Genomic DNA, 21,100 nt, shown 5'->3' with positions numbered 1-21,100 from the left:
CCGATCCGGTGAGTGCCTCTGAGTTTTGTGAGTCTCACCGCCCCTCGCCTCCGGCCCTGCGGCCACTCGAGCTCCTCACAAGGAAGAAATCCTGCTGATCCGGGGAACCCCTTTTCAGCGGGAAAGGACTATCACGACACCCGATTGCACAATTGATCCGCGGCCTGCCTATGGCGGGTCCGCACAGGAGCGGCCATCGGGCCATCCAACTCGTGAGCCAGGCCTGGTCTGCCCAACGTAAGCTTCCGCCGGCGATACTCACGACGGTGCGGCCAAATCAGGACTGGTCCCATGCCTCTACCGTGAGCTTCGTGTCCCCGGGGCACATCGCAATGCCCTCGTCGTTGATGGTCCCGCCCCGAGGCAATGGCGTCTGGTTCCAGTCCCCTGATCCGCCCTTGCGGGTAAGACGTCGGTCCAGTGCCGCGCGCTCCGAAAGTGAAAAAATGGCAATGACCTCTGCCGCAGCCACTTCGTACACGTATGGGTACCCTCCACTGTCCTGAACAAGCGCCGCACGGTTCCCGGTCACCAACTCGTTGATCCAGTCAAGACCGTGTGCGGACCAGCTCGCGAGGCTCTGCCGTTTTCCTTGGCCGTCGTAGTAATAGACCGATACATCGAAACCGAGCATCCGTTGCCCCTTCCGGTTATGAGCTTTGAAACCAACATAAAGGAGCCTCTGGAAGGCATCCCAAAAACGTCGACGCGACGGAACACGTCACGGGAACGACCCTTATTGCACCAAAGACCGCGTGTCCGGGTGAGGCATGGCCTCACCGGACAACAAACCTCCCGCATGCCGGTCTCAGATTGACGCTTTCGCCCCAGCCGTTCCAGCGAACCTCCCGACGTCAATCCGAGAATCGAAGGGGAAACACCCATCTCCAGGCGACAAGGGCGATCCGGGACCGGGAAAACCGCCCACAGGCTCAGACTTTCCGCGGCGGGGGGCGCCCCGACTGGGCGATTTGCGAGCCGCCAGCAGCAATAGGAACAATGTCGAACCGCTGCTTAATGAACTCTGCGCCCGCTACGGAACGACAACGGAGGGAGCTTTCCGCGCAGCTCTGGCCGGCCTTGATCTGGACGGCTTCATCAGGGCGGCAGCGCTTGGCAGCAAGGACCGTGCCGCGCTTGCTAGCTGGCGCGGAAACGTCGACAAGCGCAGCGCAACGGCCATTTGAAGAAGCGACCTAACCGCCAACGAGGACACCAGTCACAGGGTGGAGATGTCGACACTGGTGTGGGGATGGCTTCTCATACCTGAGTCGGACGGAGCCCGGATCACAACGGCTAGCCGACCCGTACGGGTCCAGGGTTCCGTTTCCGAGCCTTGGGAGACTGCTCTCGTAGTTCGACCTGTTTGGTGTTCCAGGTGTGGAGCTGCGGGACCGCGCCCTGATGGTGCTTGTTGTTGTGTTTTCGTGCGTAGCTTAGGGCTGACTCCAGTCCGTCGAATAGACGGGCCTTGTTGTGATTTCCGCACGTGACGAGGTAGGCGACCCCGTCAAGGCCGAAGGACTGAAAGACGTAGGCCGGACGGGTCATCACGCTCCCCTTTGCGTCGTTGTGCGTTGTACGAGCTCAACACCATACACGAGGTCGTTCAGGAGGACGTGCGGCCGGACCGCCGGACTCCGGCCCGCTGCCTGGCCCCACGTGCGGATGGGTCAGGAAGCCATGAGGATGCCGTAAGCTCCGCAGGCACCATTCCCGTCCCGTGACCGGCATGCGGACACTCTCCCGGACGAAGCTAGGACGGTCAGTAGGATGCAATGAAACCCCGGCTCCGACCCAAGGAGGAAATGCCGTCGATGCTCCCGCCAGAGAAGGACCCCGGCCGTTTCAACCCCGCGCTTCGGAACCGGGAGATAGTGCTCGACCCGGCCCGCATTGGAGCGCTCATTAAGGAGCACTTCCCGGAAGGCGAAGCACAACGCTTCCTGGCAAACACGGTGGATATGTTGCGGGAGCACGTACGCGTTCTGGGCGCGACCTTGGACGCTGGCAACCTCGGGGCAGCCGGAGGAGCCGTCGTTGCCCTGGCGGCACTGGCCTCGAGGGCGGGAGCCCGTCAGGTTGAACGGGACGGCCGTCTGATCCAGGCCTCCTTGAACGCGGGCCGGCTGGAGCGGGCGCGACGGCTGTGGCACCGCCTTCACTACAACCTCGCTGCACTCGACCAAGCCTTGGGACAGCTGTTCCCCTGACCAGGGTGCCAGGGCAGGCTTCCATCTGGCCCCGGGGGCGTGGCGGAAATGTGGTCTACGCTTTCCCATGGGCAAGGTGACCTCGGAAGGCAATCCGTGGCGACGGATTCTGCGGGCCATGAGGAACTTATTTGAAGACGGAGGGCCATTGGCCCCTGGATGGGGCTTCGGCCGACGGAAGAATTAACAGACTGCTGACGATGCAACCGTGAAGCCTAGCCGGCGGGAGCGCCCGCGCCGGCTGTCCCTTACGCCGAACGTCGAGCCGGATTTCACGGGAATCATCTGACCGGAATACGGCCGGTGCCCGGCGGGCTCACCGGCCTGGCAGGCGGCTTCAGCTCCTGGTGAGCATCTGTTCGAGTGACAACTTCACTGTTTTCCACTCGCTGTCGATGATGGAGAACACCACGACGTCGCGCACCGTGCCGTCGCGCCACAGGTCGTGGTTGCGCAGGATTCCGTCCTGCTTGGCACCCAACCTGGCAACAGCCGCCCGCGACGCGTGGTTGTGCCAGTGGGTTCTGAATTCCACCGCGATGCAGTCCAGGGATTCGAAGGCGCGGCTGAGCTGGAGTAGCTTCGCTTCGGTGTTGACGGCGGTGCGCTGTGCACTCTTGGCCAACCAGGTCGAACCGATCTCCAGCCGCCGGTTATCGGCCCTGATATTGCAGAACGTGGTCATCCCGCAAATATCACCGGTATCGTTCCGCCGGATGGTCCAAGGCGCCATCGTCCCCGCCTCCTGGAGCGCACGTCTTTTCTGAATCTCCGCCATCATCTGATCCGGTGCCGGAATGCGCGTGAACCAGGTGTTCCACATCTGACCGTCTTCCACGGCCTGGCACAAACCATCCAGGTGTTCCTCGGCCAAGGGCTCGAGTGTCACGTAGCTTCCGGTCAGGGTCACGGGCTGGGCGAAGGTCATTTCGCCATCCTATGACCGGGCGCTAGGTAGCCGTCGAGTCGTCCCGTCGGCCACCGGTCCAAAGATCTGTGCTCTGCTGCCAAGTCGGGAAGCGCTGAGGGATCGGCTAACGAAGCCTATGGGTGACATTTAGCGCTGCGAAAAACACGCCACTTACCGCTGCGATTCACAGCCTTGGGGGCGGCCAGAGCAATTCACCGCCTTGAAAAAGACGTTGTTGCGGGTGGCGGCCCTGAAGTCCTCCTGCCGGGCAGCTGCCGCGGCCGGTGCGATCAATGAGACGAACCTCGAACTGGCCGGAGCGAAATCAATACGTGCCCGGCTCATCAACAGCTTCGGTGCAGCTGCGGGGAACATGCGCGCGGACGCCCGGAACTATGCCTTCGCGGCAGCCCTCACCGCCGGTGGTGGTCTGCCGGCGTTGATCGTCGGCGTGGAAGGAACGTCCGCCACCCGGAATCCGCTGTGGATTGTCCCTGCTATCGTTCTTGCGCTCATCATTGCCGTGCTGTCACTGATTGCTCGGCGGAAGACCGGACACGCGACGCGCCTGGCGGCCGACTTCCTGGGGGTTGCCCCCATGATCTGCCACCATGGACGGGCACCAAGGCACCCCGCACCGCCCGGTCAGTCCGGCCTCCCGCCGGCTGATTTCCGCCGGGTTCTCCTGCAAAACCGTTTGCGATCCGTTTGTCACAGAACGCCCCGGCGATCACCGCCTTCCCGGGGGGTCACGCCGTCCACCTCGACGGGGACCTTTATGCAGCCGGGGAAGCTTCACCGGACAGGTGGAGCTCCAGCCGGGCCTGTCGACCGCGGGTTACCCGTCCGGGCTGTCAAGCTGCCGGTTCAGGCTCGGCGAAGCGGAGAACTTCATCACCGGATAGCCGTCGATGTCCTGCTTTCCGAAACGGACTTTGTGGCCTTTGTGGTCCTGCCGGTAGAAGCGGCCGACATTGGTGAGCATGACGACTTCGCCGTGGGAGACAGCCTCCGTCAGCTCACTGAACAATGCCTCGTACAGGGAGCTCACCGTGGTGACGGACCAGCCGCCCCGGCTGCCACGCGCGCGATGAACTCGCGCTTGGAGATACGCGGTTGCCCGGTCGTCACGATGCTCATTCCCGTCGCCTTCTTTCAATCAATGGCTTTCCCCGTAGGTCCGTATTTCCCTGTCAGTTCGACAGGCAGCCGTTCCGAGGCTCAGAACCCGGGTCCCTCGTCCAGCCGGGAGCGGGAATCCCGCTCCGGGGTGCCGGCCATCCCGGCTTCGACGTCGCCCACTGTCCGGCGCTGTGGCCTGGCAATGGTCAACACCATGTCGTTCTCGTGCTCTGCCTGTGCACGGTACATCGCCTGCATCCTGGCTTTGCCGACCTCGCGCTGGACACGGGTCAGCGCGCGCATCGCGGATGTCAGGAACTCTTTGGCCGCGGACGGCTGCTTCTGCCGCTGGTACTGCCGCGCCTGATCCCATTTCGCCCGGTCCTCTGCGGTGACAAAGCCGAACCCGAGGGCCGTCTCACCCGGGCGGGGCAGGCCGTTGCCTTGTCTGTTGCTCATCGTCGGAACACTCCATCCTGGTTTCGCACTCGGTGGTTTCTTAGCGCTGGCAGTCGTCATGGCCGGCCGGCCCGGGAGCGTTGTGCCCTCGACCGGGCTTCCGTTGTTCACAGGTCTCCTGTTGCTCCGCCCACCGTTTGTATGCTGCTTCCGGGTCCACCCCGACCTGCCCGGTGAACCGCTGCCAGCCCGCGCCGCACTTTTCCCGCCAGCGCACAGCGAACTCCGGGTAGGCGCTGTCGATGGCCGCCGTCGCTTCCGCATATGCCTGGGAGTAGATCACCCGCTGCTGCCTGGGCTTGATTCCGTCGACGTCCATTGCGGCCTGCATCGTGCGCGACTGGAACAGGCGCTCCTGCAGCGGCTCGGGCAGGCCGTCGCCGTCGAACGTGCGTGCGCTGGCGATGCAGCCTCCCATGTAGGCGGCCAGATCCTGGTTGAAGGCGGTCAGGTCGCCGCGCTCGGCTGCCTGCATCAAGGTCATCGTCATGGCGACCTGCATCCGGTCGCGGTGGGCCTTGTCTCCCATCTGCTCACGCAGGGTGAACGCCCCGGCCACCCGGGGCGGCAGGGCCTCACCCTCGTCATCGGTCAGCGGGTTGCCCTGCTTGTCCAGCAGCGTCTCGTAGCGGGTCGGATCCACCGGCTTTCCCGTGTAGTCTTCGAAGTAGCCGCGCCAGACGTTTTGAACCTGGCTCGTCCCGGCGACGCGTTCCTCCCGTGGCGGCGCCATGCGGTGCTGGCCGTGGGCCAGGCCGTCGAACATCAGCCGGATGCGGGGATCCTGCCGCAGCCGTTCGCCGAGCACGATCCGTGAGGCCTCGGCGACCTCTTCGCGTGCCAGGCCGTCTTCCCCGGCCTGCCGGTAGAGCCTGCTGATCATGGCCGTGTAGCTGGACATGATCCTGTCGGCCTTCGCACCGGGTTCACGCAGGGCGTGGAAGGCATTCTCGGTCAGGGCCATCTCGGTCAGGCCGGCGGACCGGGCGGTGTACATTTCCCGGTGGCCGCGCTCACGGTATCTCAGCTCGTCGTAGCGTTTCTGCCATCTGCCGGCGACATACGTCCGGGCGTCGACGTGCTGTTTCCCGTCCTTTCCGTCCGCCCGGCGCTTCCCATTGCGCCGGTCGATCCGGTCGTTCACTGCGGCGGCTTTCTGCTGTGCCCGGTTCACCGTCGACTCGGCCTTGGCGTCGATCCGGGCCTGGATTGCTTTCGACACCGGCTCGAGCTTTTCGTCGACGACCTCCCTGAACGTGGACGACAGCAGGTACATCGCCGCCATGGTCGACATGACGCGGACAACGGACGCGGGGTTGACTCCGTTCTGCAGCGGTTCCATGCCCACCGTCACCATCTGCTGGACATAGATCCGCTGTGCCATGTCCAGCATCCCGAAGCGCTCATCATCATTGAAACCGGGGGCGTGGATTTTCGAACGCCTCAACGAGTCCATGTAGTCCTCGCCGGCGGCACGGATGTTCCCGCGCAGAAGCATCAGTTGTTCGCGCCCGGACAACTCACCGGCCTGGTTCATCCGCCCGCGCTTCGCCTCCCGTTCGCGGTCTTGTTCCTCCTGGCGGCGCCGGGAGCGCGTGGCGAAGAATTCCCGCGCCCGGTCCCAGCTTTCACGCCATCCGGATCCGCCGGGGGAGGAGGCTGGAACGTCCTCCCACCATTCAGCGTCCACGGGTGGTTCGTTCCCCGCCGGTCCGGTGTAGGACGGATACACCGGCCCGCGGACAGGGTCGGTGACGGGCAGGGCCTTCGGTCCCCGGCCGGTTGCTGTGGAAGTCATCGCTTACGCTCCCATTCCGTAGTCGTTGCCGGCACCGGTGACATCGGTGGCGGGAACAGCCGGCGGCGTATGGACCCTGGGCGGCGTACGGTGCGGTGTCCTGGTGCCCGCCGCCACGGCGTGCCGGGACCGCTTCCGCTCGCCGCGGGCCTGGGCGGACTCCAGGTCCGCAGGCATGACGTCGCGCTTGATCAGCGCATCGGCGATCACTCCTGCCGCATGACGTTCGTCCTGGTGCCGGGCTTCCGCCTCCCGGCGGGACCGCCGGGTCGGCAGGGCGCAGAACTGCTCGTTTTTCCCGCCGTCGAAGAGGTTCTCGTGTTTCCCGGCCGCCGTGATCAGGTCCTCGAGCGTGCCGCCGTAGGCCATCCGGTCCATCAGCGAGCCCTGCAGCGCCGGATCATCCTCCAGGTTCCGGATCCGTCCGGACGCCGGGTCTTCCAGCGCTGCGGCGACGCGTTCGACGTATTCGGGGTTGACGGTGACGTTGAAGCCGTCCTTGGCGGAGTAGAAGTCGATGAACTGTGCCTTCCATTGGTCCCTGGTGGCCTGCACCGGCTGACCGTTGTCGAACACGGGCCGCCATGCGCCCGGGCCCGGATGCTCCATCAGGCGTCCACGCCACAGTTCACGGCCCGGGCCCTGGAGCATCTCGTACTTGTGCCGCGCCTCGGCCGCGTCGTGCTTGGCCTGCAGGATGCTTTGCGTCACGGGATAGGTGACCTCCAGGACCGCCTTCAGGTCCACGTTCCGCAGTGCCCGGACGGCCCGCTGGCTGTACATGCCGCCCAGGCCGGTGCCGTGGGCCTTGATTGCCGTGGCGAACATCGACGCTTCCTGGTCCTTCCGGCTGATGCCCGACACGCCGTCGCGGCCACCGAGGTACCGTGCATAGTCCATGAGCTTGGCGGGGCTTCCCTTGGCCCCGGTCGTTACGCAGACGTCGCGGACGGAGTTGAGGTGGGCCTGCAGGTCCGCGAACGAGAGCGCCGTGCCGAACTCGCCGCGCTGGGCCGCACGGTAGAAGTCGCTGAGCTGCCCGGCCACGTCGTCCTGCCGGGCGCGGGTGGTCGCCGGGTCTTCCCCGGCACCTTCCCGGGCGATCAGGTTCGTCTCTCCGCTCAGGCTGTCCAGCTCCTGCCTCAGCTGTGCGCTCCTGGACAGCGCCACCCGGGTATCGAGCGAAACCTGCAGCGCGAACGGATGGGTGCCGTCCTCGCTGCGCACTCCGGTGTCGAGCAGGTTGGCCGGCACGGAGAGCTTCGCCATGGCTTCGGCCTTCGCTGCTTCGCTGTGGAGCTTCACGACAGCGACGGCGTCGCCGTCGAAGTCGCCATCGAAGCACTGGTCCATCACCGGGTTGATGGCAACGCCCGTGAGCCGTTCGTCGATGGCTACGCGGAGGTAGCGGACACCGGCGTCGCGCAGCACGGGATCGCGCCAGACCAGAGCGTGGTCGCCTTCGATGAACCCGAGCTGTGCGGCCATGACGGGGGAGAGGGCTATCTGATCGATGTCCAGCCGGGGATCGGCGGTCCACACGGCTGTTGCGGAGTCGGCGAGACGGCTGGACATGAGCCCGGATTTGAAGGCATTGTGCTTGCCGCTGAACACCCGGGTTTGAAGGTCTGTCGTGATCGCCTGGAAGCTGCGTTGGGCGTTCCGTGGGGCGTCGGTGATGATCTTCAGCTGCTCTTCGCGCTTGGCCTGCGTCAGCGAAGCGTCGGCAAGCTTCTCCCGGGCTGCCCGGTAGCGGCACGCCTGTTCGTGGATGTCCAGGTAGCGGTTCGTGTAGTCGTGCGTGACCACCGATCCGTCGTCGAATTCCTGGCCGGAACGCAGGTGGGAGCTGAGCACCGGCATCTTCCAGCTGGTACCGGTGAGCTGCTGCGTCTGTTCTCCGGTCGGGTAGCTCAGCGGGAACGGGATCTCCAAATCGCCGCCTTTGTCTCCGATGAGCGAGCCGAAGGACCGGCGCATGGCCAGCGTGTGCAGCCCGCCGCCCTTGACATGCACCAGTCCGGGCATCCGGAAGAGCCGCCGGCCCGGCCGGGCATCGACCGGCTCAGGCGCCGACCCGGTGTGATCGTTGCCGCGTCCGATCACATGGAGAGTGCCGTCCGCTTCCATGTCGAGGCCCACGCTGAGCATGTACTCGCGCAGGTTCGCCTCGGCGCCGGCGTTGTGGCCGTAGAACTCCTTCATGATCGCCGGGCAGTCCCGGGCGCCGAGCGCCCAGGCCAGCTGCGAGGATGCCTTGCGTCCCTTGCCGGAAAGCACCGCGTCGTCGTCATAGACTTTGGTCTTCTCGTCGACGGCCATGTGCGTGACGATGAAGCGCATTTCGCCCAGTGCGCCGTGGCCCGGGGGCGGGGTCGAGCCGTCGGCGTCCGGGAACGGGCGGTCGATGGCGCCGACCGGGCCGCCCATGAGCTCCCGGGCCGATCCGGCATTGCGACGCGAGATCAGGGAGAACGGGCTCATCACCACATCCAGCCGGCTGTTTTTCCTGAACCACGCGACCTCCTGCCCGATGCCGTGTTTGACGGCTTCACCTGGATCCATGTCCCGGTCGACGATGAGGGAGATGACTCCTTTGTTGCCGTGCAGGTCGGAGAGCTTGTCGCCGACGACCAGGCCACGGAGCCCGCCCCCGGCGCCGCGGATTTGGTTGGCCTGCGCGAATTCCCGGCTGACGACGATCGGATCGTCGGCTGTCCAGCCGCCGAAGGTCATCATGGCCGTGCCTGTGGGCCGGGTGATGGCCGAGGACTGCATCAGCGTGGCGGCAGTCATCTGCTGCCGGTCGAACGGGTCATACTGTAGCGTGGCCAGCTCGGGCCGGTTCATCAGCGGCGTCCGGGCGCCGCTGCGGGTTCCCGGGTCCCCGGGAATGATCCGGCCATCAGCCGTGACCCGGGCGTCTTCGGTCAGGTACCGCACGATGCCCTGGTTGGTGGCGCCGCCCGTCATGACCGGATCGAAGAAGCCGCCGGCTCCCGGCACGCCGTTGCGGTCGCTGCCGGTGAGCACGGCCATGTTGCGGCCGCCGGTCAGCGTCCAGGCATCGAAATGGTTGTCGTCGGCCGGATCAACGTCGGCCCTGCCGGCCTGGTATTCCGCGTACACGGTCGAACCCTGTTTGATCTCGTTCGGATAGCGCACGCGCCGTGCCTCGGTCGCCAGGATCGAGGCGGTCCACCCGTCCAGCCGGCCCTCTGCGTCCAGGGACCGTTCGATGAAATCGGCCGGATGCCTGGTGCCGTACAGCTGCGCGTACACACGGTTCAGTGACGCGCCTTCGCCGACTTCGCTGCGGCCCTGGATCAGGTCGTTGGCGAGCTGGAATTCGATCCGTTCGACCATCGCCTGCTCGTAGCCGCGCAGCATGGTGCGTTCCTCCACGGTCTTCGTCTGGCCGGGAAGCTGTGCGGCGATCCGGGCTTCGTAGCCGGGAACGATCAGCCCGTTGTCGCCGCTGGCGAACCGGGTGATGATCTCCCCGTGCGCGCCGATGTCGAAGATCTGGCCGATCTCGCCGCTCATCTGCGCAGTCGAGCCGTCGCGGCGCATCTTCTCCGCGGTCCACCTGATGACGCCGCGCTCGTCAATGAGAACTTCCAGGGGTTCGGTCGCGTTCCGGGCAAGGCACGCCCGGACCGTCGCGCCCATCCGCCGGATGAACGGGGAACCATGGTCTTCCAGCGGAAGCGCGAGGGTCGCATCGAACCGGACAAGCCGGTCCTTGAAGCGGTCGGCCTGGAAGCCGGTGCCGCGGATCTCACCGGCTTCGATGCCCATCCTGCGCAGCGCCTGGGCGAGCTCGTCGAGGTTCGACCACTGGCCCTTGGAACTGGTCATGTACCTGGCGACGCGGAGCGGATCGAAACGCTGGTCAACGATGACGCCGTCAACCAGCCGGGTCTGCAGGTCATAGCTGCCGATCAATTCGTCGAGCACCTCCTCGGCGTGTGCCTGCACCTTTTCGGCGGGCGTTCCGCCGTAGACGAGGTTGCCGAAGTCCGGGATGCCCCCTTCGGCCGCCTGGAGTTCGCCGATCATGCCGAGGCGATGTTCGTACATCTGCTCGGTGGCTCCGGGACGAAGCAGTTCCTGACGCGCCCCGGTCATGACATCCCAGTAGGAACGCTGGATCGCCGCGATGTCGGGATCGCTGGAGAACTCCGGAGCCTGGAATTCGACCAGATTCAGGCCTTCGGCCCGCTGCTGCTCGAAGTGCCCGATCAGGCCGCCGGCGTCCAGTGACACCGACAGGTTCGCCCGGGCAGTCTCCACGGCCGTCCGAAGGTACTGCTCTGCCGGTTCGGCGCTGACGAAAAACTCCGGCAGGGTGCGGTTCCTGCCCTCGCGGCGGAGCACCACCTTCGAGCCTTCGCGCCGGGGCTGGCCGGGAACGGCGTAGTCCTTGATGACGAAGACGGAGTCCTTGTCGACGTGGTAGCTGTCCTCGAATTCCGCCGGTTCCAGGGGACCGCCACGGCCTTTGCGCACCATCTCGGTGTGGGTCATGCCGGACTGTCCGGCGAGCAACTCCGGGTGATCCCGGCGTGCCACCGCGCGGCCCTGGGCGAAACGCAGCAGGTCCACGGCTTCGGCGGGGCCGGGGGAGTAGGACGCGACACCTCCTTCGACCTTGTGGTTGGTCGAGTAGCGAACGGTGACGCCATTGTCGTAGACGCGGGCCCCGGCGTAGTCCTCGCCGAAGCGGGAGTCGGTGAGCCTGATTTCCATGCCCGTGCCGGAAATCCGGGCCTTGATCTGCCCCGGATTGCTGTCGCGGCGTACCTCGTAGCCCAGTCCCTGGGCCTGCAGCTCCCGCAGCATCGCCACGGAGCGGTCCACTGCGGCGGTGGACATGAAACGGTTGCGGTCGATCCGGCCTGACTGATCCCGGCCTCCGTCGATCACCCACGCACGGACCTGCCGGTAGTCCTTGACGCTCATGAAGTCCCGCAAAGCGGTCAGTCCCGACGCGTCGTCATCGGTCATGGCCGGACCGGCTTCGACGAACTTCCCCGTACCGTCGTAAGTGAACAGCGCCGCGTTTCCGTGCTCCGGTGCCGCGGCGCGGCTGGTCTCGCCGTCCATGTCCTGCTCGATGGTCGCGTCCGGCAGATAGCTCAGCCTGGTGCCCGCGCCCTTGACCGTTGCCCGCCGGGACCACTCCGGGTCGTAGGGGCTGATCGGAAGTGCCGCCGGCCGGCTGTTGTCCGGCCCCAGCCCGGCTACCCGCATGAACTGAGCCTGCATCTGCACGAAGAGCCGGTCCTGGCCGGAATGCGTTGCGAAAACCGGTTCCGCTGCAGGAACGGACTCCTGGATCGCAGCATCCAGCGCATCGAGGAAGTCCCGGACCCCCAGCCGGGGATCCGCGACTGTCATGCCGTTCTGCTGCCGGAGCTGCTCATCCAACCGCTCCCGGATCCGCTTCGCCTGCGAGACCGGGACCACCTGCCCGGTCTTTTCCCGGAGGAGTCCGATGGCCTGGTGGACGGTGTATTCGTAGAAGTACCGCCGCAGCCCGTGTCCCTTTTTCATGTCTATCGCCTCCGCCGGAGTGATCGGAACATATCTATCGATAGATCATAACTCATGACTATTAATAATGACTCAAGAAATGAGTCATAAGTGAGTGAAACCCGCGCCCCGACCTTGCGGACCGCGGCACGGGGTTCACAGCGGTTGCGCACTTTATGCGGCTGTCATCTCAATCGCCATGGCCCGGTCGAAGGCGCCGCCGGCCAGTTGCTCCCAGCCCGGCAGGGATGCCAGGAACGTGTAGAAGTCCGCCGAGATCTCCAGGGTCGCGATTGCGTGCAGCTCGTCAGAATCAAGCTCGTCCTCGGCGTACACGCGGGAGCCGGCTGCCGCGGCCGCGGCATTGAGCTTGCCGGCGGCTTCGGTGAACTGGGCCGAGCGAAGGGCCGTGATGTAGACCCGTGAACCATCGGCACTGCGCAGTTCGCCGTCAGCGCCCACGGAGAAGTGATCCCGGTCCTGGTGAAGTTCGGTCAGCGACGCCTTGTAGGCCTCGCTGATCTGCCTGTCCAGGCTCTTCACGCGCGCCGCTCCATCAGGGAACGTGACCAGCATGTCCTTGCTGATCGTGCCTTCTGCGTAGATCTTCCTGGCCCAGGCATCCCTCCGGGCCTTCAGCCCGGTAACTTCGGCGGCGAGCTCGACGTTGTCGACGACGTTCTCGTCGTCGAAGATGTACCCGGCCGCCAGGTCGTCGGCATCCACCTCCGGAATCGCGTGCGGATCCCGGCCTTCGTCGACATTGACGCGCATCCGGACGATCTGCATGACCTCTTCGCTGTAGACGTCCTGGTCAAGGCGTGCGATGTCGACATCGGTGTAGCCGTAGCTTTCGGCGAAGACCTTTTTCGCGTCCGCGGCGAAGACCGCCTGCTTGATCCGCTTGCCGAGCATCCTGGCGAAGTCCGGCTGGTTCTTCTGGACGTCGAATTCCATGGCGGTACTCAGCGTCGGAATCGTCTGCAGGGAGTACTCATGCCCCGGGTGCACAAGGTTTTTCCCGGTGCTGTGGCCCAGCAGCATATGGGACATGGGCAGGATGGTCTCGTTCCTGTTCCAGACGGGCGCGTCGCCGGCGCGGAAGACAATCGAGTTGCGCTCGTTGATGAAGGCCATGTCGTTGTACGAGATCAACGGCTCCTTGGTGGTGCTCATCGTGTAGGACACCTCGCCGTCGGTCTGCCCGCCGACCATCTTCTCCATGTTCTTGGTCACCGTCTTGGAGTCGACATAGGAGACATGCCGTGTGCCGCTCATTTTCTCCAGTGTCTCGATCATCGTATCGTCGGTGGACTTCAGGAAGACGATGTTCGCTGTATTGCCTTGGACCACTTTGTCGACCGACTGGCCGTATACATCCCTGAGTTGTTGGAGGGTCTGCAGGATGAGCGTGAACTGCTGCTCCTGGCCCAGCCCGATCGACAGCATGGTCTCCAAGCCGGCGATGCCGTGGCCGTCGCTCTGCAGGTTTCCGAGCTCGTCGAGCATGTACCTGGTCCGGTACAGGGGCTTCTGGTTGGCCTTCGTCATGTACGACTGATCGAAGCTGACATCGACCAGTTGCTTGACGCAGATCAGCAGCAGCTTCGCGTACGAGGTGAGGTGCGGCGGCGTCACCAGGAACACGGCCTTCGGCGACTCGCTGTACCGGGTCATCGTCTGCGTGATCGCCCGTGCCTGGACCGTGACTTTCTCGGGGCTGCCGGATGCCGTCAGATCAAGACGGTCCCGGGGATACGTCGTCTCTCCGGCCTGGTACCTCGTCATGGCGCCGTCGGCGTTGCAGCTTTCCCGTACCGGCCGCACCTCGCGCAGCACGCCGTTCTTGACCATCTTCCTGCCGGTCACGGACTCTGTCACATAGTGGCGGCCGCTGAGCGAGAGCGCATAGCTCTTGGTGAACCGGAAGTAGAAGGTGCGCACGAGCATCTTGCTTTGCGGGTTCACGAGTTCCAGCTTGAGCCAGGCGTCGTCCGCCGGGAAGATCCCCTTGAAGTTGTACCTGGCCCAGCCTTCCCGGCCGATGATCTCCTCGTGGTCGAAATCCTCTCCCAGAGGGCGGGTGAACTTCCCGTCTGCGTAGGCGGACCAGACGGCCAGCTTGCCGACCAGGTGGTCCCGCTTCACATAGCCCATGGCAAAGCGGACGCCCAGACGGCGGGGGAAGCTCAGGCCCGCCAGGTCGGTGTTCTGCGAGGGCTTGCCTGAGGTAAGGGTGGAGATCGTCGGATCGGTGAAGAACGACATGGCCGTGATGGCGATGCCGTAGACCGAGGCCAGCATCTTCTCCGCGCCGGCCATGGCACGCAGGGCGTTGTCCGCGTTGCCGATCATCGTGCGCATGTTGTTGCGCGGCAGCGCCTCCGTGGCGTTGAAGTAGAGCGTGAGCATGTCCTGCTCCGCCTTGCCCTCCCACAGGAACGCCTGGCGCGCGGCCTCCTCCTGCGCCGCTTCGAGCCCTGCGTCGTCGCCTTCGAAGTCGCCGTTCTTCACCCGCCTTTCGAGCTCGGCTTCGGGGTTCTTGAGCTTCTTGCTGGTCAGCTGCACGAACAGCTGGTAGCAGTTGTACAAGCTGACCTTGCCCCACAGGTCATCGAGCTTTTGCTCCAGTACCGCGGGATCCATGCCGGTCGCCGCAGCGGTTTCCCGCAGTTCGCGCTCCTCCTCGAGGTAGAAGTCGATCAAGCCGTACGCGGCACGCTTGAAGGCGTTGTTCGCGGCGTTCGGCCACACCGGGTCCTCGCCGCCGTCGACCGGAAAAAAGTCGTTGGCGATGGCCTCGACAAACTGGGCGCACTTGTTGAAGTCGCCCTCGCGGGCCTTGTCCGCGGCAAGCATGAGCGGGTTGTAGATGTCGGTCTTCCCGGAGTTGATCAGGTTGAACTGAACCGGCTGGAAGCCCCGCATCACGAGCGGGACGTAGTTTTTCACCAGCAGTTCGCCCTTGGGGTCATTGACGACCATGTTGGACGGGTTCTTCTCGCGGCTCCACATGTCGAGGGTGGGCTCGATATAGGTCTGTCCCTTCCCGGCCCGGGTGATCGCGAGGACCATGGTGTTCACAGGGGCGGTGTCCACGATGTATGCCCCGGCCGGCCTCTGCCGCTCGTAGGGCGGGAGTTCCCAGTCGGCGTTGATCAGTCCGGCCACGTCCTTGTGCTTCCCGAGCTTGTCCCGGTTCCTGCCGTCCCCGTTGTAGGGAATGTCCGTCGCGCGGTACTTCTTCTGTTTCGTTTTGTCCTTCAGCCCTGAGCTTTCGAACAAGGCGGCACCGAATTCTTCGTCGATGATCGGCAGCGTGTCGAGGAGCGGTTCGCCGTTGTCGTCGTACACCGCCTCGCCGGCGTAGTAGAGGATGTTCCCGTCCCGGTCAATGATGTCCGTCTCGGCCCGCCTGGTGATCCCGACCTGCTTCAATCCCTTCTTCTCCAGCATCACGTGGCTGATCATTGAGCTGACCTGCACACCGGAGTGTGCGCCGGCGTCCGGGAACCAGTCGAACTTGCGCTGGATCTCCTCGGGCAGTGCGATGTGCTGGTCGCCTTCATGCTGGTTGATGTCAGTGGTGTCCGCCATCAGGTTCACTGTCGCGACACGTTTCGCGCTCCACGAGCCGATGACAAGGGCAATCAGCAGCCCCGAACCGCCTGCGACGCACAGCTTGAGCAGCGACACCTCGGCCAGCTGGGCTCCGAGCGTCGTCCCGCCGGGAACCGTCGTGCCGCCCAGGGAGTGGCCGCCGGGCTGCTTTGCCTTGTACCAGTCCGGCACGGGAACATCCGTGAGCGCCGGAGCACACTTCCCGGCCGGCTGGCCGCGCTTATCCAGCGGCTGGTAGCACTTCACGGAGCCACCGTCCGCACCCGACGTCGCCGACTCCACGTAGTACCGGCTGTTGCTCCCGCCGCCCGTTCCCAGGTCCGCGGTGATCGACCCCAGTCCGGTGACGGCCATGGCGATCACCGAGTAGAGGGCCCACGCCGCGGCGGCCACCAAAACACCGGCGACGATCGCGGCGACCCGCCCGGTGGTATTCGTCTGCTTCCTCTGCAGCCGGCCCCGGTCCAGCTGCTGTCCGTCGTGAACCTCGCGGTTCCCAAGCGTCTGGGCTGGATCCTGCGCCGAGATCTTGTCCCAGCTGCTCGCGGTCGGCTTTGCGGCTTTGGCCTTTGCCCGTGCCATGATGACCCTCGTTTCGTCGCGTGGCCCGTTGGTTCAGAAACGACCACGGCGCCCAGGTGATGCCCTGCCCCGTGCGAGGTCGTCGCGGTCGACTGCTGCCTGCGTCCTGATGCTCAGCGCACCAGGAGTGCGCCGGCGATGAATCCGGCTGCCGCCATCAAAAGCGACAGTGCCACCACCAGGGCGGTCAGGACTTTGTTGGACCGGGCCTGCATCGTATTCGCCCGTTCCAGGTCGTTGACGTAAGTCGCACGGTCCGCCTGCAGTTCATTGACGCGGTCGTCGTACTGCTTCTTGAACGCACTGCCCATGTGGTCCATCTGGGCAAGAAGGTCGGCGACACGGGCCGTCTGCGATGCGGTCCGGGCTTTCTCCAGGTTCAAGCTGTGCTGCCATTCCTCGTCGCGGGCCTGCATCTGCTCGATGGCCGCCTTGCGTGAGCGCTCGAACTCTTCCTCGGAGCGGCGCAGGCTGACGCCGTGCTCCGCGCGCAGCCGCTCCACGATGCTTGCGTGTTCGTGTTCCAGCGCGCCCACCCGGTCGACGGTGGCCTGTTCGGTGGCGAGGGCCTCGGCCCGGGAGATGTCGTTTTTCCGGTTTTCGTCGATGATCCGCTGGATCCCGCTGGTGAGGTCGAGGAGCAGAGTGCGCTCGGCTGCCAGGTTTTCCTGCTGCCGCTCGACCAGGACTTCGAAGATGCGGGTCTTTCCGACCGCCATTTTCCGTTCGGCGTCCTTGCGTCGCAGGCCGAGGATTTCCTGCCGGGTGTAGGAGTAGTCGTTTTCGATCTTCGCGTCGATCGCCGCGGCCGCATCGACCTGTTCGCGCTGGATCCGGCTCTTGTTCCGTTCGCGGTACTGGATTTGGGCCTGGTCGGCGGCCTGCTGTCCGATCTGTGCGATGGTCTGCTCGAAGGCTTGTGCAATCCCGGCCTGCGCCTGCCGCGCCTTCTCTTCCCGTTTCTCCAGCTCTTCACGGTACGCCTGCTTCGCCCCGTCGGCGAGCCGGCGGTAGGTGCTGTCAACGCGGTCGATGGAGACTTCGCGGATCACCTGCTCAGCGTGCAGCCCCATCAGGTTCACGAATTGCGCCTGCAGTTCGGTTTCGCCGTCGGCGTGCAGCTTGGCCAGCTGTGCGTTGGCCTGGCGGGTGAGCTGGGCGACCTGCTCGCCCAGCCAGACGCCCGTCCCTTCCGGCACGTCGATCCTCACGGTCGGGGCGTCGAGGTTGAAGGTGACCAGGAACTCGTCGAGCGTGACCTGCAGATCCAGGTCCTCGCTGAGGAAGCGGCGGGCCAGGGTCCCGCGCACCTGCGCCTGGCCGGCTACCGGTTCGCTGTCGTCCACCGCAGCGGAGATCCCGTCGCAATCATCAAGGCTTTCGACATCGTCGTCGACGGCAGGGGAGTCATCCTCGTCTTCACCCTCGAAAAAGGCGTAGGGGAAATCAGGCTCCGCTTCGTCGGACCCTGCCTCCGGGGACTCGTCGAACAGCGGGTCGCCGTCGTCACCGGAAGTGCCGTCGATCGCCGCGTCAACCGACGGTGCGGCGTCAAGTCCAGCCTCAGCCGAGGATGTGCCCACACCGCTGTGCCTGGCCCAGGCGACGTCGCCGACTGCGTCCTCAAGCGGCATCGTCCCGGAAGATACAGCCTGTGCATCTCCGAACGTGGCTTCCGCCACCAGGTCGACCTGCAGGCTCTGCTCGTTCTGGTAGACGACGGCCCAGGAGTAGGCCGCGCCGGTCAGCAGGCCGAACTCGTCCATGCGTTCCAGCGTCCGGGGAGTCGGGATGATGCCGAAGACCTCTTCGCCGAGCATGGCCGCGGTCGCCAGGGTCTGGATCGAGTCGTCCTCGATCAGTTCGATGATCGAGCCCTTTGCCTCGTCCCGGCGGTTTTTCCGGCTCAAGCCACCGATGCGTTCGGCAGCGAGCACCAGGATCACCCAGGCGGTGCCGCTGGGGAACACGAAGCGGCCGTTGCCCCGCAGCAGCTCGACTGCCGCCGGGACCGCGGTCTCGCGGACGACCGAGGACAGCAGTTCGTCCGGCTTTTTATGGCGCTCTCCGCGTTTTGGTGCCGCCAGAATGCTCATGCCAGTGATCCCTCCGACCAATTGCTGGACAATTCACCTCGTCTATCAGATTATCATTCAGAATGCTTCAATTGCAGTATTAGATACATTTATTGACTCATGTATGAATATTACTGATGACGTCCGGCGGTCGGTGGTCAACCCATCGCGGACACGACGATGTGCGCGTCCGAGGTCAGCAACTGCTTGTTGCCCGAGGCCAAGGTGCCCGCAACGTCGATCCGCACGTGCCGTTGACCCGGGTGCCTGTTGATGAACGCCGCCAGCTCGGTGCTGACCTCATCGGTCAGTTTGGCTACGGCAGCCCGCGCGCCGCCGGCGTCCGAGTCCGGGTCGCCCTTGTCCTCGATCAGGTACTGGAGCACCCGTTCATCCACGGCGACCCGGACGTTGTGCTTGATCAGAACGTCCTGCACCAGCTGGCGCAGCTTGCTCTTCACGATTTTCGCCTGCGTCGGAAGCGACAGCGGCTGGAACGGCACGATCGCATCCATGCGCCCGAGGAGCTCGGGAGGGAAGCGGTTGCTTCCCTGCGTCGTCGAAATCGAGCGGCGGATGAGCTTCTCGTACTCCACCAGCTGCTTGCCGGATCCCGTGTCGTCGGCGGCGTACTGGGCGATGTCCCGGTAGATCTCGTTTCCGGCGTTCGTGGTGAGGACGATGTAGGTGTTCAGGAAGCTCACCTGGCGGTTGTTCTCGTCGCTGAGCCGGCCGTCGTCGAGCACCTGCAGCAGCATACGGGTCACCAGCGGGGAGGCCTTCTCGATCTCGTCGAAGAGCAGGACGGCGTGTGACAGGTCCCAGACGCGCCTGGTCAGCTCGGAGCGGAAGAGAGCGAGGGAGGAATCCTCGGCAAACTCGGTGCAGTCGAAGCGGATCAGGCGGCCCTGGTGGGCGCCGAACAGCAGCTTCGCCAGCTGCTTGGCAAGTTCGGTCTTGCCGACACCGCTCGGACCGGCGAAGAGCATGCTCGCCATCGGCCTCGTCCGGTCATTCAGGTCGGCGACGCACAGCTGCAGCCGCCTGGCAACGACCCGGGTGGCCAGATCCTGGCTGAAGACCTTCCTATCCAGCTCCTGCTTGATCTTTCTGCCGTCGACCCTGATGGCAACGTTGACGTTCAGGCTTTCCATCAGCACATCCGAAAGCATCCTCCGGTCGATCGGACGCTTCGTGAACCGGTGCCAGCCGACCATGGAGTCCAGGACCAGGATCGATTTGCGCGGCTGGGAGGACGCCGGCATGTACCGCTGGGTGTATTCGTGGATCAACCGGAAAAGATGGTCGTCGGCGAACTGGCCGGCAACGCCGTAGCGCACCGCCATGGCCTGCAGGATCTTCACGGTCGTCTCCTCGTCCGGGGGAGCGAGGTTGATGCGCTGCAGGCGCTCCACCAGGGGCAGGTTCGGTGCGATGTGGGTGTGGTATTCGTCGTAGGTCGTTGCCGCGATGACCCTGATCCCCCGGGCGCCCGAGGCGGCCAGCACCGGCTTGATCGCCTCCACGGTGGCGTCCGAGAGCTGGATGATCTGGTGGAATTCGTCGATGAAGAGCACCAGCTCCCGGCCCTCGTCGCTGACAAAACGCTCGGCTTCGTCGAAGAATCCTTTGAGCATCGCCGCCATGCGGTCCGGGTCGCCGGCCGCGGAGATCATCCGTGCCGGATCCACCTCCAGGTACAGGCGGTCCGTGTCCATCTGGCAGACACTCTGGACGAGCATGGTCTTCCCGGCACCCGGCGCGCCCAGCAGCAGGGCATTGCACAATTCGGCCCGGCTCATGGAAGCCAGCAGCTGCTCTTGTTCCCGTTCCCGGCCGATGATTCCGCGCCCGGGAATCCTGACGGGGCTGGACAGGCGTGACAGCAGCCCGTAGTGCTCATTCAGACGCTCGTCGGCGAACATGCCGTGCCTCCTTGGTCTTCTTTGGACTGATCAGTCGGATCAAGGTCAGGTGATGATCCATCCATGGGTTCCGGCAAAGGCCCGGAGGGGCGACCCCGGGAGCCTGACGGTCGGGTCCGGGAGTGCAGGTGTCCGCAGCCTGAAAGACCCCCGGATCTGAATCCGGGGGTCTTTCATAACCCCGTGGGGTGTCACGCCGCCCGTGGCGCCGGGCCCGGCCTCAGCCAACCGCCAGCTGCTCTTCCCCCGCCTCGTAGACCGGCACATCGGCGGTCAACCCGGCCGCCTGGACCTGAGCCTCGGCCGCAGGAGCCTCTGCCTGGGTCGCCGTGGTGGCTGCATGGGCCTCCTTCGCCGCCTTCATCGACGTGAACTGGTTGTCCAGCGTTTTCGCGTCGACCCGGTGATCGGACTGGCTGAGCGACTTGGTGTTGATCACCAGGCCGTTGCCGCGCGTGGACGGCATCACGTTTGCCTTGATGGCGTAGACGCGGCCGATTTCCCGGCCGTCCTTGTTGGTGATCGGCTCGGAGTTCGGGCCGGCGGCCTTGACGATCTCCTCGAACTGGCCCGCGGAGTACGCCGCTCCGTTGTTGTAGCGGACCTTGCCGTCCTTGTCCTTGATCTCGGACGAGACCAGATGCAGATTGGTCTGCTCCGGCCCGCGGGGGTCGCGGTTGTCGATCTGTGCGTCGATGAAGCGGGTCTTGCCGTCCTTGGTCACGCCGTTGTCGTACACCTTCGCCAGAAGGTTGACACCGGTGAATGCGCCCTTGCCCTGAAGCTTTGCCATGATCTCTTCTCCCTGATTTCGTTCGACCCGAGCATGAATCTGTCTTGATCCGACCTCCGCCGAA

Annotated in this window: 12 protein-coding genes; 1 reads left to right on the top strand and 11 read right to left on the bottom strand. The window is 64.9% G+C overall.

The features are described 5' to 3' along the window. Positions 1-277 precede the first annotated feature (277 nt). Both E1809_RS22225 and E1809_RS22220 read right to left on the bottom strand, forming a co-directional pair. Complete coding sequence (locus tag E1809_RS22225) at positions 278-634, bottom strand: hypothetical protein (protein WP_133206421.1); 357 nt, start codon at positions 632-634, stop codon at positions 278-280. 662 nt (positions 635-1,296) lie between these two features. Next, a complete protein-coding gene (locus E1809_RS22220; RefSeq protein ID WP_133206420.1) occupies positions 1,297-1,551 on the bottom strand; it encodes a hypothetical protein in 255 nt (84 codons plus the stop codon). A gap of 257 nt (positions 1,552-1,808) precedes the next feature. On the opposite strand from E1809_RS22220, the gene E1809_RS22215 reads away from it, so the two are divergent. Next, entirely contained in the window at positions 1,809-2,213 is a 405-nt protein-coding gene (locus tag E1809_RS22215; RefSeq protein WP_133206419.1) for a hypothetical protein, read from the top strand. Between the two features lie 337 nt (positions 2,214-2,550). Here the strand turns inward: E1809_RS22215 and E1809_RS22210 are convergent, their stop codons facing one another. The 9 genes from E1809_RS22210 to E1809_RS22170 all read right to left on the bottom strand — a co-directional run bounded on the left by E1809_RS22210 (position 2,551) and on the right by E1809_RS22170 (position 21,036). Next, positions 2,551-3,141, bottom strand: coding sequence for a GNAT family N-acetyltransferase (locus tag E1809_RS22210; protein WP_133206418.1), 591 nt, complete (start codon positions 3,139-3,141; stop codon positions 2,551-2,553). 820 nt (positions 3,142-3,961) lie between these two features. Next, complete coding sequence (locus E1809_RS22205) at positions 3,962-4,282, bottom strand: HU family DNA-binding protein (RefSeq protein ID WP_205754304.1); 321 nt, start codon at positions 4,280-4,282, stop codon at positions 3,962-3,964. A 62-nt stretch (positions 4,283-4,344) separates the two neighbouring features. Beyond that, positions 4,345-4,704, bottom strand: coding sequence for a hypothetical protein (locus E1809_RS22200; RefSeq protein ID WP_133206417.1), 360 nt, complete (start codon positions 4,702-4,704; stop codon positions 4,345-4,347). 40 nt (positions 4,705-4,744) lie between these two features. Continuing rightward, complete coding sequence (locus E1809_RS22195) at positions 4,745-6,502, bottom strand: hypothetical protein (RefSeq protein ID WP_133206416.1); 1,758 nt, start codon at positions 6,500-6,502, stop codon at positions 4,745-4,747. Between the two features lie 3 nt (positions 6,503-6,505). Next, a complete protein-coding gene (locus tag E1809_RS22190; RefSeq protein ID WP_205754303.1) occupies positions 6,506-12,061 on the bottom strand; it encodes a hypothetical protein in 5,556 nt (1,851 codons plus the stop codon). Positions 12,062-12,214: 153 nt separating this feature from the next. Continuing rightward, positions 12,215-16,243 (bottom strand): type IV secretory system conjugative DNA transfer family protein, encoded by a 4,029-nt coding sequence (locus tag E1809_RS22185; RefSeq protein ID WP_133206415.1) that lies wholly within the window; start codon positions 16,241-16,243, stop codon positions 12,215-12,217. Positions 16,244-16,356: 113 nt separating this feature from the next. Then, positions 16,357-18,339: a hypothetical protein gene (locus tag E1809_RS22180; protein WP_133206414.1), complete on the bottom strand. Its 1,983-nt coding sequence runs from the start codon at positions 18,337-18,339 to the stop codon at positions 16,357-16,359. A gap of 137 nt (positions 18,340-18,476) precedes the next feature. Then, positions 18,477-20,243 carry an AAA family ATPase gene (locus E1809_RS22175; protein ID WP_133206413.1) on the bottom strand — a complete coding sequence of 589 codons (1,767 nt, stop codon included), beginning with the start codon at positions 20,241-20,243 and terminating at the stop codon, positions 18,477-18,479. Positions 20,244-20,463: 220 nt separating this feature from the next. Continuing rightward, complete coding sequence (locus E1809_RS22170; RefSeq protein WP_133206412.1) at positions 20,464-21,036, bottom strand: hypothetical protein; 573 nt, start codon at positions 21,034-21,036, stop codon at positions 20,464-20,466. Between the last annotated feature and the right edge of the window lie 64 nt (positions 21,037-21,100).

The sequence above is a fragment of the Arthrobacter terricola genome (genome assembly GCF_004354015.1).
GTDB classification, from domain to species: domain Bacteria; phylum Actinomycetota; class Actinomycetes; order Actinomycetales; family Micrococcaceae; genus Arthrobacter; species Arthrobacter terricola.
The sequence above is the reverse complement of the archived record's forward strand: the minus strand, read 5'-3'. Positions and strand labels throughout refer to the sequence as shown.

Excerpts from the sequence above, each read along its gene's own strand:
- E1809_RS22225 (WP_133206421.1), bottom strand. The coding sequence starts at position 634 with ATGCTCGGTTTCGATGTATCGGTCTATTACTACGACGGCCAAGGAAAA.
- E1809_RS22220 (WP_133206420.1), bottom strand. The coding sequence starts at position 1,551 with ATGACCCGTCCGGCCTACGTCTTTCAGTCCTTCGGCCTTGACGGGGTC.
- E1809_RS22215 (WP_133206419.1), top strand. The coding sequence starts at position 1,809 with ATGCCGTCGATGCTCCCGCCAGAGAAGGACCCCGGCCGTTTCAACCCC.
- E1809_RS22210 (WP_133206418.1), bottom strand. The coding sequence starts at position 3,141 with ATGACCTTCGCCCAGCCCGTGACCCTGACCGGAAGCTACGTGACACTC.
- E1809_RS22200 (WP_133206417.1), bottom strand. The coding sequence starts at position 4,704 with ATGAGCAACAGACAAGGCAACGGCCTGCCCCGCCCGGGTGAGACGGCC.
- E1809_RS22195 (WP_133206416.1), bottom strand. The coding sequence starts at position 6,502 with ATGACTTCCACAGCAACCGGCCGGGGACCGAAGGCCCTGCCCGTCACC.
- E1809_RS22190 (WP_205754303.1), bottom strand. The coding sequence starts at position 12,061 with ATGAAAAAGGGACACGGGCTGCGGCGGTACTTCTACGAATACACCGTC.
- E1809_RS22185 (WP_133206415.1), bottom strand. The coding sequence starts at position 16,243 with ATGGCACGGGCAAAGGCCAAAGCCGCAAAGCCGACCGCGAGCAGCTGG.
- E1809_RS22180 (WP_133206414.1), bottom strand. The coding sequence starts at position 18,339 with ATGAGCATTCTGGCGGCACCAAAACGCGGAGAGCGCCATAAAAAGCCG.
- E1809_RS22175 (WP_133206413.1), bottom strand. The coding sequence starts at position 20,243 with ATGTTCGCCGACGAGCGTCTGAATGAGCACTACGGGCTGCTGTCACGC.
- E1809_RS22170 (WP_133206412.1), bottom strand. The coding sequence starts at position 21,036 with ATGGCAAAGCTTCAGGGCAAGGGCGCATTCACCGGTGTCAACCTTCTG.